The organism is Bradyrhizobium sp. AZCC 1693 (assembly GCF_036924745.1).
GTDB lineage: Bacteria > Pseudomonadota > Alphaproteobacteria > Rhizobiales > Xanthobacteraceae > Bradyrhizobium.
In genome coordinates this window covers 6,660,683-6,677,600 of sequence record NZ_JAZHSD010000001.1, presented here as the reverse complement: position 1 = coordinate 6,677,600, position 16,918 = coordinate 6,660,683, and the positions used below count along the sequence as shown (strand labels likewise).

Genomic DNA, 16,918 nt, shown 5'->3' with positions numbered 1-16,918 from the left:
GACTAAAAAATGGCTTCTGGTTCGTTCGCATCTGCTGGTATTGATTCGAGGCGTCAACGCGCCCTTCCCGTTCCCAGGGCCAACGCCGACATGAAGACCTTTACCCCAGATTCCTCGATCGCATCCGACGTCATCCCGTCACCGAACCATGGCGACCGCAACAACGGCCGCCTCGCCGACATGATCCTGCTGCACTACACCGGCATGCCGGACGTGGAGGGCGCGATCGCCCAGCTCTGCACCCCCGGCACCGACGTCTCCGCGCACTACATCGTGCTGGAAGACGGTCGCATCGTGCAATGCGTGCCGGAAGCCAAGCGCGCCTGGCACGCCGGCGTGTCCTCGTGGGCCGGCGAGGAAGACATCAATTCCTGCTCGATCGGGATCGAGATCATCAATCGCGGCCATGACTGGGGCTATCCGGACTTCCCGCTGCGCCAGATCGCCGCCGTGATCGCGCTGTGCCGCGGCATCATGCTCCGCCGCAAGATACAATCCCATCGCGTGCTAGCGCATTCCGACGTGGCGCCTGCGCGCAAAAGGGATCCCGGCGAAAAATTTCCGTGGCATTCGCTGGCCAATTCCGGCGTCGGGCATTGGGTGCAGCCGGCGCCGATCGTGCGCGGCGAAACGCTCAAGCTCGGCAGCATCAGCGACGACGTCGCCGGGCTGCAGATGGCGCTGGCCAAATACGGCTACCAGGTCCCGACCACCGGCAAGTTCGACGGCGCGACCATGGAGGTAGTCACCGCCTTTCAGCGCCACTTCCGCCCCGCACGCGTCGATGGGATCGCCGATCACTCGACCATCAGCACGCTGCACGCACTGCTGACGAGCCTGCCGCCGGAGGCGATGACGACGGTGGCTGCGGCGAGGTAGGTAATTCGCTCCCTCGCCCCGCTCTTGCGCTAGTTGATTCACACGTCTTTTAGGGTTTGCCAAGCCGAGGCTACGCCCAAGAAGTATTCGAGGCCATGCCTCATGGTGATGGGGCCGGGTTTGGTGCGTGGGTATCCGTCCCATCCGCCGAGGCGGGCGATGATCCATGAGGCCCAAGTCAGGCTTTGCGGAGGTTTTGGGTTGCTTTGGAGTGCGGTCCTGCCTTCGTACTTGGTGGCAAGCGCGGCGAGGAGCTTGATCTGCTCTTCATTGAACACGTTGCTGGCGGGCTCGGTGCTGCGTCCGTCGCGCGCCTGAACGAGCTGCAGGATCATGACAGCAGCTTTGGCGGCAATCGCCGTGAGCTTGAGCAGTCGGTCGGCAGTTTCGATCCGACTATCTTCGAGCTGGAGGCCCTGAGTTTTGATCAGGCGGAACAGTTGTTCGATAATCCAGCGCCTTTTGTACCAGTTGACGATCCGCCGGGCGGAAGCGACATCGCTCACTTCATGGGTCGTCAGCAGGTACCAGTGCAGCGGCTCGACGCTGGCCGGCGGATCGACTTCAGCAACCTCGACCAGAGTGAGTTCGACGCTCTTGGGTAAGCTGGGCGACGCGGCCTGCGGCCTTTTGAGGGTGACCCGGCCAAAACGCAGCATGAGTTTGGCCTGTCGGGCCGGTCGGTCGGCGCGCGCCACAACATCGATGGTCGCGGTATCGACAATGGGCCAGCTGGCGGCGGTGGCATACATACTCGCACCGTCCACCAGCACGCGATCATGCATGCTCCGCGTCAACAGATGGAAGTTTGAGGCCGATACGCTTGCCCATTTGGCATAGATATCGCCCTCGCGATCGTCAATCACCGTGACCATCGCGGCCGCAGACAGCACCTGCTTGGCCCGATTGGCCGTGCTGATCCAACGCTCCGATTCCTTCTGCTCCAGCGGCCGCTTGTCATGCGGCACCGTTACCCGGCCCTGGCGCGTCCAAATCTTGCCGGCAACCAGACCCAGACATGCGTCACTGTCGGCATCCACCGCGGCCATCGCATGTAACAGCAAGCCATGGCCGGTCCCCTTGCCGATCTCGCCCAGCCCACGCCGACGTCCGGGCTTGGTTCTAAAGTTGATCTCGCTTGTATCTTGGATCGCCAGCACATGCCGGCCGGCCGCCGCAACCGCCGTCTGTTCGCCCCAGCCTGTGAGCAGTGCTTCCAAGCTCACGTTCTCATTGGCGAGAAGTCGGCCGTATTGGACTATCTTGGCACGATCACCGGCCGCCACTCGCCGCAAGCACGAACTTGCGCGCGTGACCATACCTTCGAGCAGTGCCGCCCCCCTTTATCGAGGCGACCATCCCCGAACCGACCAAGCCTGAATTGTTCGTTCAACATCTTGGCACCTCAACAGAATCGAAGTGCCAGACACAGAATCACACTAACTTCTCGCTATGGAAGGCCAAATCAAAAGGCCGAGTCATTCCGTCGCAGCCACGATGTGTGCATCAACTAGCGCTCTTGCGGGGTCGAGACGAGCGAAGCTCGCTCTTAGAGGGTTGGGGTGAGGGGCTGCCTCAGCAAATTCGAAAGATGTGAGTATGCGGAGAGTCCCCTCACCCGGATCGCCATGGGCAATCCGACCTCTCCCCGCAAGAGGCGGGGCGAGGTTACGCTAGCCAAGCTCCGCGATCCTTCGCGCATAAAACCGCCGCAGCGGTTCGAGCTGCGTCGCCGCCGTTGCCTTCAGATACGCGTCACGCGCTGCGTCGCGCCGGCCGAGACGGCGCAACAGGTCAGCGCGAACCGCCGGCAGCAGCTCATACCCCTTCAACCCGCCGCGCGCCTCCAGCGCATCGATCAGGTCGAGCGCCCGCGCCGGGCCATCGACCATCGACAACGCGGCGGCGTGGTTGAGCTCGATCACCGGCGACGGGCTGATCCGCAGCAGCACTTCATAGAGGCCGGCGATCTGCCGCCAATCCGTGTCCTTGTAGTTCGACGCACGCGCATGCAGCGCGGCGATGGCCGCCTGCACCGCATAGGATTGCGGCCGGCCCGGCATTCGCAGCGCCTCTTCGATGAGTTGCAGGCCCTCCGCTATCTGCCCGCGATCCCACAGCGTCCGGTCCTGCTCTTCCAGCAGCACGATGTCGCCGCCTGCGGTCTCGCGGCCGGCACGGCGGGAATCGTGCAGCAGCATCAGCGCCAGCAACCCCTTGATCTCGCCGCGTCCCGGCATCAGCGCGTCGAGCAGCCGCGCCAGCCGGATCGCTTCCCGCGCCAGATCCGGCCGCATCAGGTCTTCGCCTGATGTCGCCGCATAGCCTTCGGTGAACACGAGATAGATCACGGCGAGCACGCCGCGCAGCCGCGGCTCCAGCGCGTCGCGGTCCGGCACCTCATAGGGAATGCCGGCGAGACGAATTTTTTGCTTGGCCCGCAACAGGCGCTGCGCCATCGCGTCCTCGCTTGCAAGAAACGCGCGCGCGACCTGCGTGGTCGTGAGGCCACAGACCGTGCGCAGCGTCAACGCGACCTGAACCTCGGCGGCAAAGGACGGATGGCAGCAGGTGAAGATCAGCCGCAGCATGTCGTCGTCGAGCACGCCGTCGGAATTCTCGCACGGCGCCGACGCATTAAGCAGGATTTCGCGCGTCAGCTCCTGCTGCTTGCCGCGAAGCGTGACGTTGCGGCGAATGCGGTCGATCGCCTTGTTGCGCCCGACATTGACCAGCCATGCCCGCGGATTGGACGGCAGGCCAGCATTGGGCCACCGCGCCAACGCCACCGCGAACGCATCCTGCAAGGCATCCTCGGCCAGATCAAAATCGCCGACGAGGCGGATCAGGGTCGCCAGCGCCCTGCCCGCCTCGTCGCGAAATATTCTTTCGATCTCGACCGGAGTCATCTGGTTTACCGCTTCGAGCCCGGAATGACGGCTTCGCCGTCAGTCATAGATCATGACCGGCCTGACCTCGATCGAACCCGACTTGGCGCAGGGAATGCGCGCGGCAATGCCGAGGGCCGTGTCGAGATCCTTGGCCTCGACCAGATAGTAGCCGCCGAGTTGCTCGCGCGTCTCCGCGAACGGACCATCCGTGGTCAGCATCTTGCCGTCGCGAACCCGCACCGTGGTCGCGGTCGTCGTCGGCTGCAAGCCGTCGCCGGCCTTGAAATGGCCGCTCTGAACGATGGACTGGGTGAATGCGCCGTAGTCGGCGCTCACTTGCTTCCGCTCGGCAGGGCCCATTTTGCCGATTTCGGCTTCGTTCCGATAGATCAACAGCAGGTACTGCATCGCTTTACTCCTTCTTGTTCGGCTGGATCGCCGACACCCAGTCGAACGGGCCACCGGCAAGACGACATCGTCGGGGAAATTATTTTTCAGACGGAGCGGCAATCCTGGAGCCGGCGATCAGGACTGCGCGCCGGTCCCGGCGAGCCGCCGCTTCAATTCCCTCATTTCCGCAAAGCGCTTCGTCACGTCGCGCATGACGGCCACGGTGCCCGTGGTCTCCTGCGCCCCATTTCGCAGCAGCACGATGGTGAACTCGACCGAAATCCGCACGCCCTCCCTGGTCAGGCCGGGTACCGACAGCAGGTCGCCGTGGCCATAGCGGCTGGTTCCCGTCGCGATCGTGTGGCGAAAGCCGCTCCAGTGCCGCGCTCGCAGGTTTTCGGGAATGATCAGGTCGAGCGACTGGCCGAGAGCCTCCCCGGCCGTGAAGCCGAAGATCCGCTCCGCACCGGGATTCCAGAATGTGATGCGGCCTTCGCGATCGGTCGCGATGATCGCGTCGGAGGCGCTGTGCAGCAGGGCTTCACCAAGACCGGCAGGAATGTTCATCACTCGTCACCGCTATCTGTCCTCAAATCGATGAGCCAGCATCAAATGCCCCGGTGACGCTTCTGTCAAAATTGCGCGCATGGAACCCGATTAACCATCGCGGTCCCTTGACGCGACGCGCTAGAGCCCCCATGCGTATGATGTCAGTCGGCCGGACGGCCGCTCCCGCTACGGTCGAAAGGCTGCGGGGGAGGAAAGTCCGGGCTCCATCGACATACGGTGCCGGATAACGTCCGGCGGGGGCAACCCCAGGGAAAGTGCCACAGAGAACGAACCGCTCCGTCTCCGGACGGAGCAAGGGTGAAAAGGTGCGGTAAGAGCGCACCGCGTATCCGGCAACGGAAACGGCATGGCAAACCACACCGGGAGCAAAACCGAATAGGGACGGCAACGCGGGTCCGTTCGCGAAAGCGATAACACCGCAGGGCGATGTCAGGCTCGCCGTCCGGGTAGGTTGCTCGAGGCCATGTGCAAACATGGTCCCAGAGGAATGGCCGTCACGTATCGCTTGCGCAAGTGAGTGGTGCCCTACAGAACCCGGCTTACAGGCCGGCTGATATTTTGTGCGAAAGCGTTTTCGAAGAAAACGCGTCTTGCTGAAATGAGGGGTTCGGCGCGAACACGCCGGGCCCCTCGCCATTTCGGCAGGTGGTCAGGGGTAAGCTGAGTTTACGACCACCCACTCACCCAGAGGATCTACAGAACTACGCGACAATCTTCTGCAGCAAACCCATCAGCGCCTCCGGCGCGGTGACATTCGGCGAGTGGCTGGCGTCGATCTCGTAATAGCTCCAGGCGGGATCGCCCTTCGTCATCCTGGCGAACGGTCCGAACGTATCGGCAGGCGTGATGCGCGTGGCGTAGATGTAGCTGCGTGGGAGGGTCAACGGTCCGCCCGTTAGCTTGAGCCTGGTTTCGAAACATTTGATCGGCATGTCGACGCGGCGCGTGGAGAGCCATTCGACATCTGCAGGCGACGTATCCGATGGCGTCGGGTTCGGCGGCACGCGCCAGCCGCCGGACTTTACCAGCTCCTGCATCCGCAACACTGCCACCTGGTTCAGATCCAGCAGCGACTGGCCGTCGCCGGGCACGAAGGCGTCGACATAGATGAGTTGCCTGACCTTGTCGCGGGCGCGGTCGGCCACGCCGCTGGCGACCATGCCGCCATAGCTGTGGCCAATCAGCACGATGTCGCGCAAGTCTTCATACTTGATGACGTTCAGCATGTCCTCGATATGCGTATCGAGGTTGATTGCCGGATGGGCCAGATGCGCGCGCTCGCCGAGGCCCGTGTAGCTCGGGGTGACCAGCCGATGCCCGGCCGCCTGCATCAGCGGGTGCATCTTCTTCCAGGCCCAGCCCGCGGACCACGCGCCGTGACAGACGAGAAAGGTTTTCGAAGGAGGTGCGCTCATCGGGCCGTTTCCACCGGGTTATTGTTGAAGGTGACGATTGCGATAGTACCTAGCTGCTCCATCGTGTAAACGTCGACGCAAATTTTAACGTCGTCATTCCGGGGCGATGCAAAGCATCGAACCCGGAATCTCGAGATTCCGGGTTCGCATCTTCGATGCGCCCCGGAATGACGAAGGAAGAGAAGAGTGGACGTCGCCACCTACGCGATTTTGATTGCCGGCGCACTTGCCGGCGGTTTCGTCTCCGGGCTTGCCGGTTTCGGCACGGCGCTGATGGCGCTGGGGATCTGGCTATACATCCTGCCGCCCGCGATTGCCGTGCCGCTGGTGCTGATCTGTTCGGTCAGCTCGCAGATCTCGACATTGCCGTCGATGTGGAAGCTGCTCGACTTCAAGCTGGCTCTGCCATTCGTGGCCGGCGGGCTCCTCGGCATGCCGATCGGGGCGCTGCTGGTCGCGCGCGCCGACCCGCAAGTTTTCAAGCTCAGCGTCGGCGTGATGCTGCTGGTGTTTCCGACCGCGCTCTATTTCATCCGCAAGCCGATGGCCTTTCGCTTCGGCGGCCGCATCGCCGACGCCTGCGTCGGATTTGCCGGCGGCATTCTCGGCGGCCTTGCCGGGCTGTCGGGCCCGCTTCCGACCCTGTGGGCCAGCATCCGCGGCTGGACCAAGGATCAGCGCCGCGGCGTTTTCCAGATTTTTAATGGCACCGTGCTCGGCGCCGCACTCATCCTTCAGATCGCCAGCGGCTTCGTCAAAACAAACGTCTTCTGGCTGGCGCTCCTGGCGATGCCCGGCACGCTGATCGGCGCCCGCCTCGGCATGCGCACCTACCACGCCTTGAACGACCGAAACTTCTACGACGTCGTGCTGGCGCTGTTGTTTCTGTCAGGCGCCGGATTGGTGTGGAGCAGCATTGCTCCGAGATAGCGGCGCATAGCCGCCATGTGCTCCGAGTAGATTGCTGTACGCTGCCCTGCAAAGCAGCTAACCAATCGCGTCATGTCCTCTCCTTCGTCGCGCGAACGTCTCGGTCTGCTGCTGGGTTTTGTCGGCATGGCGATCTTCGGCGGCACGCTGCCGGCGACGCGGATCGCGGTTGCGGAAATTGATCCGATTGCACTGACTTCGATGCGCACCGCGATCGCCGGACTGTGTTCGCTGGCGCTCCTCCTGGTGTTGCGCCGCAAGCTGCCGCCCCGCGCGCTGTGGCCGCAGCTCGTGATCGTCATGCTCTGCGTCGCCATCCTGTTTCCGCTTCTGATGTCGCTCGGGATGCAGCGGGTCGACGCGTCGCATGGTGGCGTGGTGCTGGGCGTGCTGCCGATCGCCACCGCGCTCGTCGCGGTCGCCGTCACCCACGAACGGCCGCGGCCGCTGTTCTGGATCGCTTCGGTCGCCGGCGCCGCGCTGGTGATCATGTTTGCCTTGCGTCAAGGCGGCGGGGCGCTCGCGGCCGGCGACCTGCTTCTGTTCGCCTCCGTCGCGGTCGCCGCGATCGGCTATGCGTTCTCCGGCCGGCTCACCTCGCAGATGCCGGGCTGGGAAGTGATCAGCTGGGTACTGGTCATCGCGCTGCCGCTCTCGATTCCCGCGACCGCGCTGACCATGCCTGCTGACATCAGCCAGATCGCCGTGAGGCCATGGCTCGGGTTGCTCTATGTCGCGCTGTTCTCGCAATGGATCGGGTTCTTCGCATGGAACGCCGGCCTGGCAACGGGCGGCATCGCGCGGGTGTCGCAGATACAATTGCTGCAACCCTTCGTCACCTTTGCGCTGGCGGCGATCTTCAACGCCGAGACCATCACGCTGCAGATCCTGCTGTTCGCCGCCGCTGTCGTGGTGACGGTTGCGATCTCGACGCGCACGCGCGAAAGGCCGCGCCGGCGCTGCCGCAACGCGATCGCGAACCACCTCAGCTGGCCGCATCCTGATCGATCAGGGCCGGACACTCCGCAATCAGTTCGGCTCGCATCTTTTCCAACTGAATGGCCCGAAGCAGCGCGCGGGCCGTCTTCAAATGATTCACCTTGACGCATAGCCTGATGATCTGGCTCACCGCGACATCACGCATGGCATCGTCGGATATTTTGCCTGCGATCTCGAGCGCGCATTTGATGGCGGCCTGGTATCGCTCGGCGCCGGAGGCCCGCTCCTGCTCCGCCTTGCTGCCATGAACGCTCGCCATATGTTCGACGATCGCCGCGGCTGACCTGCAAATGTCGCGGATGGCGTGCGCCGCTTCGATGTCCCCGGCCGGTTGAATGTCCGCCGCTTCCCAAACGTCAAGCTTCCGCACTTTTCGAAACCAGCGCATCGCGTACGCTCCATCGACGGCCGAAATATATTCCGCCATCGATGGGGTTAGCAAGAATGCGCGGCCTCACTCCGCCGCCGAGACGCGGCCGAACTCGGTCGCCTGCAGCTCGAACAGCCCGCGATAGACGCCGCCCGGACGCGCCGTCAGCGCCGCGTGCGTTCCCTCCTCGACGATCTGGCCGCGGTCGAACACCAGGATGCGGTCGAGGCTGCGTACCGTCGACAGCCGGTGCGCGATCACGATCGAGGTGCGCCCCTTCATCAGCCGCTCCATCGCCTGCTGGATCAGGCCTTCCGATTCCGAATCGAGGCTCGAGGTCGCCTCGTCCAGGATCAGCACCGGCGCGTCCGCCAGGAACGCCCGCGCCAGCGCGACGCGCTGCCGCTCGCCGCCCGACAGCTTGACGCCGCGTTCGCCGACCAGCGTGCCGTAACCTTTCGGCAGCCGCAGGATGAAGTCGTGCGCGTTGGCAAGCCGCGCCGCCTGCTCGATTGCCACCATGCTGGCGCCCGGCCTGCCATAGGCGATGTTTTCCGCCAGCGTGCGGTGAAACAGGATCGGCTCCTGCTGCACGATCGCGATCTGGCTGCGCAGCGAATGCTGCGTCGCTTTCGCGATGTCCTGACCGTCGATCAGGATCTTGCCGCCACTGACGTCGTACAGCCGCTGCACCAGCTTGACGAACGTGGTCTTGCCGGAGCCGGAACGGCCGACCAGGCCGACCCGCTCGCCGGCGCGGACCTCCACCGACAGGCCGTCATACAGCGGCACGCGATGGCCGCCGTAATGGAACGTCACGTCGTCGAACACGATGCGGCCGCCCTGGATGTCGATCGGCTTCGCATCAGGCGCATCCGCAATGCCGATCGGCTCGCCATGGATCGCGACCAACTCCTCCATGTCATTCACCGAACGCTGCAGATTGTTGATGTGCATCCCAACGTCCCGCAGGTAGGCGTGGATGATGTAGTAGCTCGTCAGCACATAGGTGACGTCGCCCGGCGTGGCGCGGCCGGCGATCCACAGCAGGATCGCGCCGCCGATCACCGAGCCGCGGAAGCACAACAACACGACGAGCTGCGCCGTGCTCGTGTAGTTGTAACGGAACCAGGTCCGCCGCACGCGCGTGCGCCAGCGGCCGATGACGCCGGCCAGCCGCGCGTCCTCGCGCGCTTCCGCGCCGAAGGATTTCACCACCGCGTTGCAGGTCAAGGCATCCGCCAGCGTGCCGCCAACCTTGGTGTCCCATGCATTGGAGACGCGTGCGGCAGGGGCGATGTAGTTCACCGAGAACGCCATCGTCATCGAGACATAGATCACCGTGCCGACCGCGATCACCGCGCCCAGCACCGGCCAGTGCAGCCCGAGCAGGATCATCGAGCCCACCAGCACCAATAGCGACGGCAACAGCGCCATCAGGATGGTGTCGTTGAGCAGGTCGAGCGCCCACATGCCGCGCGTGACCTTGCGCACGGTCGAGCCGGCAAATGAGTTGGCGTGCCAGTCGGTGGAGAAGCGCTGCACGCGCGCGAAAGCGTCGCGCGACACGTCGGACATCGTCTTCAGCGTGAACGGCACGATCGCCTGCAGGCCGGTCAGCCGCAGGATCATCGACATGAGGCCGAGCGCCACGATCCCGCCGAAGGCAACGAACGCGGCATGCCGCGCCGCCGCATCCGAAGCGCCCAGGGTCAGCGCATCGACCAGGCGCCCGGAGAAGATCGGCATGAACAGGTCGGCCGCAGTCGCGCCGAGCAGGCCGCCCGCGACGATAGCGGCGCGGCCGGGCTGTTGCAGCCAGTGGCGGAACACGAATGGAATCACCACGCGTATCGCCGCGGGACGTTTATCTGTTTGAACGGTCATGGCGTCATCCGGCTGCGCAAAGGCACACGCCGGCTCCATCTGAATGGACGCGCGGGCGGCGAGAGGCCGAACGCAAGCGTCGTTGAAAGAATCGATTAAGTCGTTGGGAAGCTTTGGAGACCGGGCGTCAGACCCGATCAGGGCCGGCGGAGATCGCGCTCAGTGACGCGACCGAAATACCAGCACGAGCATCGGACGCGAGGGTGCGATCTGCGAATACATCGAAATCATGCAAATCTCCCCGGTTCGAGCGACAATGCGCAGCTTATAAATGCATCGCGGGTGATTTGCAACATGACATCAGCGTGATCGCGCATTGCCGCGCCCGCTCAATGCGCGTCGCCGCCGAGCACCGTTGCGGACGGCTTTTTCAACACCATCACGAACAGGCTGAGGCCGAAATAGAACACGGTCAGCATGAAGAAGGCGTCGCCATAACCCATCACCACGGCCTGGCGGTGCACGATCTGCGACAATTGCTTCATCGCCATCAGCGTGGCATCGCCCATGCCCTGCAGGCGCTGGGTGAACATGTTGAGCGTCTCGACCGCGGTGGCGTTGCCCCAGGTGACGCGGTCGTGCAGGCGTGAGATGTGCAGGTCGGTGCGCTCGTTCAGCACCTGGTTGATGACGGCCAGCCCCACCGCGCCACCGAGATTGCGCGTCAGGTTGAACAGGCCCGAGGCGTTCTTCACCCGCTCCGGCGCCAGCGTGCCGAGCGCGATCGTGTTGGTCGGCACCATCGCCAGCATCATGCCGGCGCCGCGCAGGATCTGCGGAATCAGCAATTCGTAGAAATCATACTCTTTCGTGATCCACGTCATCTGATAGGAGCCGAGCGCGAACAGCACCAGACCGATCGCGATCAGGTAGCGCATGTCGTATTTCGCCATCAGCCGACCCACGAGCGGCGCGGTGAGGAACATGGCGATACCAGAGACGAACATGGTCTCGCCGATCATCAGCGGGCTGTAGCCGCGCACTTCGGCGAGGTAACGCGGATACATGTAGGTTAGGCCGTAAAGGCCGATGCCGACACAGAACGAGATCAGGCAGCCGACACCGAAATTGCGATCGGTAAACGTCCTGACGTCGACGATCGGCTCCCGCGCGCTGAGCACGCGCCAGAAGAAGGCGATCGCCGAAACCGCACAGATCGCCGCGCAGATGGCGACCGACGTGTCTTCCAGCCATTGCGACTGCGGGCCCTCTTCCAGCACATATTCGAGCGTGCCGAGGAAACCGGCCATGAACAGCAGGCCCCACCAGTCGAAATGCTCGAGCAGCCCGAAATTGGGCCGGTCGAAATCACACAGCAGCCATACGCCGATGGTGATGCCGATGCCGGGAACGATGTTGATGAAGAACAGCCAGTGCCACGACATCATGTCCGTAATGAAACCGCCGACGGTCGGCCCGATCGTCGGCGCCAGCGTCGCGACCAGCCCGATGATCGGCCCGACGATGTAGAACTTCGAGCGCGGAAACACCGTGTAGGCGGACGCGAACACGGTGGGGATCATGCCCGCGCCCAAAAATCCCTGGATCGCGCGCCACAGGATCATCTGCTCGATGGTCGAGGCAAAGCCGCAGAAGAAGCTCGCGACCGTGAAGCCGGAGGCGGAAATCGCAAACAGCAAACGGGTGCCGAACGCGCGCGACAGGAATCCGGAAAGCGGGATCGCGATCACCTCGGCGATCAGGTAGGACGTCTGCACCCACGACACTTCGGTGGAGCTGGCGGAAAGGCCGGCCTGAATCTGCTGCAGCGACGCCGAGACGACCTGGATGTCCAGGATCGACATGAACATCCCGAACACCATGATGAGAAACGCGAACAGCCGTCGCGGCGGAATGCGGTCGTCGCCCGCGGCGTTCATGGAAGGCGATGCGGCGGTGGCGTCGGCCATGGTCAGCTCGGAACGGGCGCCGGGCTTTTGCCCGGGGCCTTAAGGGAGAAACTACTGCGGATGAACCATCCCGGGCGCATCGAGGTCGGCCTCGCTGTCGGCGTCGGCCGCGCCCTCGCGGGTATCGACGGTCACATAGACCGACATGCCGGCGCGCAACAGGTTCTGCTTGGCGACGTCCTTCGGCACGCGAATGCGAACCGGTAGCCGCTGCACGATCTTGGTGAAATTGCCAGTGGCGTTGTCCGGCGGCAGCAGCGTGAACACCGAGCCCGCCGCCGGTGAAATGCTGTCGACGACACCCGCGAACTTGCGGTGGCCATAGGCGTCGACCGAGATATTCACCGGCTGGCCGGGACGGATCCGCTTGAGCTGGGTTTCCTTGTAGTTGGCGTCGATGAAGACGTCGTTGAGCGGCACCACATTGGCGAGCCGCTGGCCGGCCTGGATGAAGTCGCCGGTATTGACGAGGCGGTTGGAGAAAGCGCCGTCGACCGGCGCGCGCACCGAGGTGAAGGCAAGGTCGCGCTCCGCCTTGGCCAACTGGGTCTGCAATTCCGCAAGCTGCGCGCGGGCCTCGGCCTGCTGTGCCTTCGTCACCTCGACATTGTCGCGCGCGGCGTCGTAAGCCGCTTGCGCCGATTTGACCGCCGCGATGCCCTGATCGCGGCTGGCCTCTGAAACTTCAAAGGCGGCGCGCGAGGCAAAACCCTTGGTGCTCAGCGTCTGCTGGCGATCGAAGTCGAGACCGGCGCGCTTCAGCGCCGCGTCCGCGGAAGCGAGCTGCGCCTTGGCCTGCTCCGCGGCGCTTTCGAGCGCCGTGACCTGACGGCCGATGCGGTCGATGGTGGCTTGCTGGGTCGCGATCTTGCTGCGCGCGGCATCCACGGCGATGCGATAGTCACCGTCATCGATCCTGAAAATCACGTCGCCGCCGCGAACGATCGAATTGTCGCGGGGCAGGATGGCCGCGACATGGCCCGATACCCGGGCGCCAAGCGTGGTGTTGTTGGCGCGAACATAAGCGTCGTCGGTCGAGACATAGAAGCGCCCGACCAGGACGAAGTAGGCGCCGTAACCGATCGCGGCCAGCGCGAGCAGTCCGAGCACGCCGATCATGATGAATTTGCGCTTGCCCGGTTTCGCCGCATCGGCGGATGCTGCGGCTGGCTTTTCGGATACGGGACCGCTGGGCGGCTCCGCTGGGCGACGCCGGGTTTCATCCGTAACGTGAGTCCGCAACTGGTCCGCAAGCTGCGCACCGGCGTCAGGTGCGGCTTCACCGTTCGCCGTTTCGCGAACGATGCGTGCGGCCTGGTCTCTCGCTGCGGCCATTACAGGCCTCCCCATTTCCAAATATCACGATGCACGTGGGCCAAGGAAACCTGAGAGGAAACCGGCCGCATTGGCGCTCGATCTAAAATGTATCATTGACCGAACGGTTCGGTCAAGCTATATTGCTCCTACACGTACCATAACGCGAGAAAGACTTCCCGCCATTATCTCGGGTTGAATTTTTGCGCGAGAAGATAAACCAATGGTTGCATCCACACCAAACACGATTCATCCCTTTGGCGAGGAAGACAGTTCGAAGCGCCGGCAGATTTTGGACGGCGCGCGAAAGGTGTTCATGGATCTGGGCTTTGATGGGGCCAGCATGAACGAGATCGCGCGCGCCGCCGGCGTCTCCAAGGGCACGCTCTACGTCTACTTCGCCGACAAGAGCCGGCTGTTCGAAGCCATCGTCGAGGACGAAGCGCTCGAAAAGGGCAAGATCGCATACAATCTCGACCCCAGGCGCGATGTCGAAACCACGCTGCGGGAATTTGGCCGCACCTACATCGGTACGATGTGCCGGCCAGGCGGCGGATCGTCGATCCGCACGGTGATGGCGATCGCCGAGCGGATGCCGGAGGTCGGCCGCCGGTTCTACGAGAACGTGCTGGCGAAGACGATCAACCGTCTCGCCGAATATCTGCAGGCGCATGTCCAGCCGAACGATCTGGCAATCGACGACTGCCAGCTTGCAGCAGCGCAGTTCATGCAGATGTGCCAGGCGACGCTGTTTCTGCCGTTCGTGTTTCAGGCAGAGCCGGCGCCATCGGCGGAACTCATCGCGCGCGTGGTCGACAGCGCGACGCGGATATTTTTGCAGACGTACCGGGCGAAGCCGAAGTGAGACCGGCCTCCCCTTTCGAGGGCGCGCCCTAGAACCTGTACGTCGCGCTCCCCAGCACAGTGCGGCCGATGCCGAAGAAGCAGTCGCCGCGCGCGAGGCAGGTGGTGACATGCCGTTTGTCGGCAAGGTTGCTGGCGTTGACCTGAAACCGCCACGGCCCGGTCTCATAGCGGATCATCGCGTCGAACAGCGTGTAGTCAGGTGTGCGGATGAGGTCGGCGCCGTCCCAGGATTCGCCGATGTAACGCACGCCACCGCCGATCGTGACGCCCTGCAGGCCGAGCGCGGTGAGTCGGTACTTCGCCCATAGCGAGGCCTGATGTTCGGGAACGGTTTCGACATGCTTGCCGGCGTTGTCGCCGCTTTCGACAATCGCATTGACGTAGGCGTAGGCGCCGATCAGATCGAGGTCCGGCGTCACGCGGGTGATCACCTCGAGTTCGGCACCCCGAATCCGCACCTTGCCGGTCTGGACCGAGAACGGAGAACCGTTGGGGTCGGTTGCCAACCTGTTCTTCTCGGTGGTGTCGAAGACTGCTCCGTTGATCGCCGTGCCGGCAAACGGATTGTACTTGAAGCCGAATTCCACCTGCTCACCGCGCGAGGCTACGCAGACGCCGACGCAGACGCCGCTGCCGAAGTTCGGATTGAACGACTGTGCGTAGGAGACATAAGGCGTCAGCCCGAACGGCAGTTCATACATCAGCCCGGCGCGGCCGGTGGTCGCCTTGGTGTTCTCCACCGGCGATCCCACGACGTCGCTGGTGACGTAATCCTGGCGTAGCCCGACGATGGCCAGCCATGGCCCCAGCCGCATCTGGTCCTGCACATAAAGCCCGAGCTGGCTTTGGCGCAAATCCGGTTCGGGCGACAGCGTTGGCGGAGTCACGCCGGTGTAAACCGGCGCGTAGAGATCAAATGGCGTGGGATCGCTGGCGAAGGCAGATCGCGCGCGTTCCCTGAGTTCGCGGTAATCGACGCCAAACAACAGCTTGTGCGCAACCGGACCCGTTAGCATCTTGAGTTCGGCATTGCTGTCGGAGGTCAGGCTGTCCTTGACCGTCTCGCGGCTCCAGATGCTGCGCGCCACAGTGCGTCTGCTGGGATCAAGAAACGGAGAATCCGGATTGGCTGGATCGATAGTCAAATCCGGATACATCGTTCTATAGATGCCCTCGACATGAGTATAGCGCATATTCTGGCGAATTTTCAGCGCATCGCCAAAGCTGTGCTCGAACAGGCTCGAGATCGCGCCGGTCTCGGTCTGGTATTTGTCGAAGCCGGGCTCGCCGGCGAATCGCCGCACCGGAATCAGGCCGTTGCGACCAGGAAACAGCGTCCCTTCATGCGGCAGGAACGCGGTCGAAGAGCCGGTCTTGTCCTTCTGATAGGTGCCGAGCACAGTCCAGTTGGTGTTGTTGGTCGGCCGCCAGGTCAGTGACGGCGCCAGCACGATGCGGTCGTCCTTGACGTAATCGGTCTGCGAGTTGCTGTCGCGGAATACACCGATGAAGCGGTACAGCCACTCGCCGTCCTTGGTCAGGTTGCCGGTCGAGTCGAGTTGCACCTGCTTGCGGTTGAAGCTGCCATACTGCACGCCGACCTCGTTGAAGCTTTCCGCCTGCGGACGCTTCGAGACCAGGTTCAACAGGCCTGCCGTCGAGGTGTCGCCATACAGCACCGATGCCGGGCCGCGCAGCACTTCGATGCGCTCCAGCGTGTAGGGATCGGGCCGCCATTCGTTGAACTGGAACGTGTTCACCACGCGGGTGCCGTCGAGATAGATGTTCGGATCCTGGCCGCGAATGCGCGGATAGTCGCCGCGCGAATCCGGACCGTAGGCGTCGGCGAACACGCCCGGCACGTAGCGCAGCGATTCCTGCACGGTGAGCGCACCCTGGTCGGTGACGCGGTCGGCGGTAACCACCGTGATCGATTGCGGGGTTTCGCGCAGCGGCGTGTCGGTCTTGGTGCCGGTGCCGCTCTGGCCCGCGAGATAACCGCGCACCGGTCCGGTCGCCGTTTCAGCGCGCGCGCCTGCGGCGGCCGCGGCATCCGGCGGCGTCTGCGCGCGCTGGGCTGCGCGACGGCTCGCCGCAGACGCGGATTGCCTTTTGGGTGCGGGGCGCGACCGCGCGGCCGGCGAACGTGAGGGCTGGTCGACGACAACTGCCGGCAATTCCCGCGCGGACGATTGCGCTTCCGCCGGCGTCGCATCGATCATCGCGGCGAGCATCGGCAGCGCGGCGCCGAACCATCCCGCGGTCTTCAAGCATGCATTCATTTCCAGTCCTCATCGCTTCGCGCGGGACCAGTAACAAGCGCGACCACTGCGATGAAGTGCGCGAGGGATACAACAGCGCGTCAATCACGCGTTTAGAATTAGTATTTGTCCAAACGGGTTGAGCAGCGATGGTCGAACGAAATTTAGAATTACTATTGGTCTAATCAAACAATCTCATGCGAGAACACAGCGAGCGCCGCAACCGCGGACGCGG

The 16,918-nt window shown here is 63.6% G+C and carries 13 protein-coding genes and 1 other RNA gene; 5 read left to right on the top strand and 9 right to left on the bottom strand.

Annotation, left to right across the window (positions count from 1 at the left end):
• Positions 1-90 precede the first annotated feature (90 nt).
• The gene (locus V1293_RS31805) at positions 91-879 is read left to right on the top strand and encodes an N-acetylmuramoyl-L-alanine amidase (RefSeq protein ID WP_334515172.1); all 789 of its coding nucleotides are present in this window, start codon (positions 91-93) and stop codon (positions 877-879) included.
• A gap of 38 nt (positions 880-917) precedes the next feature.
• On the opposite strand, the gene V1293_RS31800 is transcribed toward V1293_RS31805, so the two are convergent.
• The 4 genes from V1293_RS31800 to V1293_RS31785 all read right to left on the bottom strand — a co-directional run bounded on the left by V1293_RS31800 (position 918) and on the right by V1293_RS31785 (position 4,727).
• Positions 918-2,198, bottom strand: coding sequence for an IS4 family transposase (locus tag V1293_RS31800; RefSeq protein ID WP_334515170.1), 1,281 nt, complete (start codon positions 2,196-2,198; stop codon positions 918-920).
• 354 nt (positions 2,199-2,552) lie between these two features.
• Positions 2,553-3,788 carry an RNA polymerase sigma factor gene (locus V1293_RS31795; protein WP_334515168.1) on the bottom strand — a complete coding sequence of 412 codons (1,236 nt, stop codon included), beginning with the start codon at positions 3,786-3,788 and terminating at the stop codon, positions 2,553-2,555.
• 39 nt (positions 3,789-3,827) lie between these two features.
• Positions 3,828-4,178, bottom strand: coding sequence for a YciI family protein (locus V1293_RS31790; protein WP_334515167.1), 351 nt, complete (start codon positions 4,176-4,178; stop codon positions 3,828-3,830).
• Between the two features lie 117 nt (positions 4,179-4,295).
• Entirely contained in the window at positions 4,296-4,727 is a 432-nt protein-coding gene (locus V1293_RS31785) for a PAS domain S-box protein (RefSeq protein WP_334515165.1), read from the bottom strand.
• Between the two features lie 143 nt (positions 4,728-4,870).
• On the opposite strand from V1293_RS31785, the gene rnpB reads away from it, so the two are divergent.
• Positions 4,871-5,288: RNase P RNA component class A (rnpB, locus tag V1293_RS31780), an RNA gene on the top strand.
• Positions 5,289-5,431: 143 nt separating this feature from the next.
• Here rnpB and V1293_RS31775 read toward each other — a convergent pair.
• Positions 5,432-6,145 (bottom strand): alpha/beta fold hydrolase, encoded by a 714-nt coding sequence (locus V1293_RS31775; RefSeq protein WP_334515162.1) that lies wholly within the window; start codon positions 6,143-6,145, stop codon positions 5,432-5,434.
• 186 nt (positions 6,146-6,331) lie between these two features.
• On the opposite strand from V1293_RS31775, the gene V1293_RS31770 reads away from it, so the two are divergent.
• Entirely contained in the window at positions 6,332-7,075 is a 744-nt protein-coding gene (locus V1293_RS31770; protein ID WP_334515161.1) for a sulfite exporter TauE/SafE family protein, read from the top strand.
• A 72-nt stretch (positions 7,076-7,147) separates the two neighbouring features.
• On the top strand, positions 7,148-8,179 hold the full coding sequence (locus V1293_RS31765) for a DMT family transporter (RefSeq protein ID WP_334515159.1): 1,032 nt from the start codon (positions 7,148-7,150) through the stop codon (positions 8,177-8,179).
• Between the two features lie 349 nt (positions 8,180-8,528).
• On the opposite strand, the gene V1293_RS31760 is transcribed toward V1293_RS31765, so the two are convergent.
• The 3 genes from V1293_RS31760 to V1293_RS31750 form a co-directional block, all read right to left on the bottom strand.
• Positions 8,529-10,331: an ABC transporter ATP-binding protein gene (locus V1293_RS31760; protein ID WP_334515157.1), complete on the bottom strand. Its 1,803-nt coding sequence runs from the start codon at positions 10,329-10,331 to the stop codon at positions 8,529-8,531.
• A 329-nt stretch (positions 10,332-10,660) separates the two neighbouring features.
• A complete protein-coding gene (locus tag V1293_RS31755) occupies positions 10,661-12,241 on the bottom strand; it encodes a DHA2 family efflux MFS transporter permease subunit (RefSeq protein WP_334515155.1) in 1,581 nt (526 codons plus the stop codon).
• A 51-nt stretch (positions 12,242-12,292) separates the two neighbouring features.
• Complete coding sequence (locus tag V1293_RS31750) at positions 12,293-13,576, bottom strand: HlyD family secretion protein (protein ID WP_334515153.1); 1,284 nt, start codon at positions 13,574-13,576, stop codon at positions 12,293-12,295.
• 202 nt (positions 13,577-13,778) lie between these two features.
• Between V1293_RS31750 and V1293_RS31745 the strand changes: the two genes are divergently transcribed.
• On the top strand, positions 13,779-14,420 hold the full coding sequence (locus tag V1293_RS31745) for a TetR/AcrR family transcriptional regulator (RefSeq protein ID WP_334515150.1): 642 nt from the start codon (positions 13,779-13,781) through the stop codon (positions 14,418-14,420).
• Positions 14,421-14,448: 28 nt separating this feature from the next.
• Here the strand turns inward: V1293_RS31745 and V1293_RS31740 are convergent, their stop codons facing one another.
• Positions 14,449-16,704 carry a TonB-dependent siderophore receptor gene (locus tag V1293_RS31740; protein WP_334515148.1) on the bottom strand — a complete coding sequence of 752 codons (2,256 nt, stop codon included), beginning with the start codon at positions 16,702-16,704 and terminating at the stop codon, positions 14,449-14,451.
• Positions 16,705-16,918: the final 214 nt, after the last annotated feature.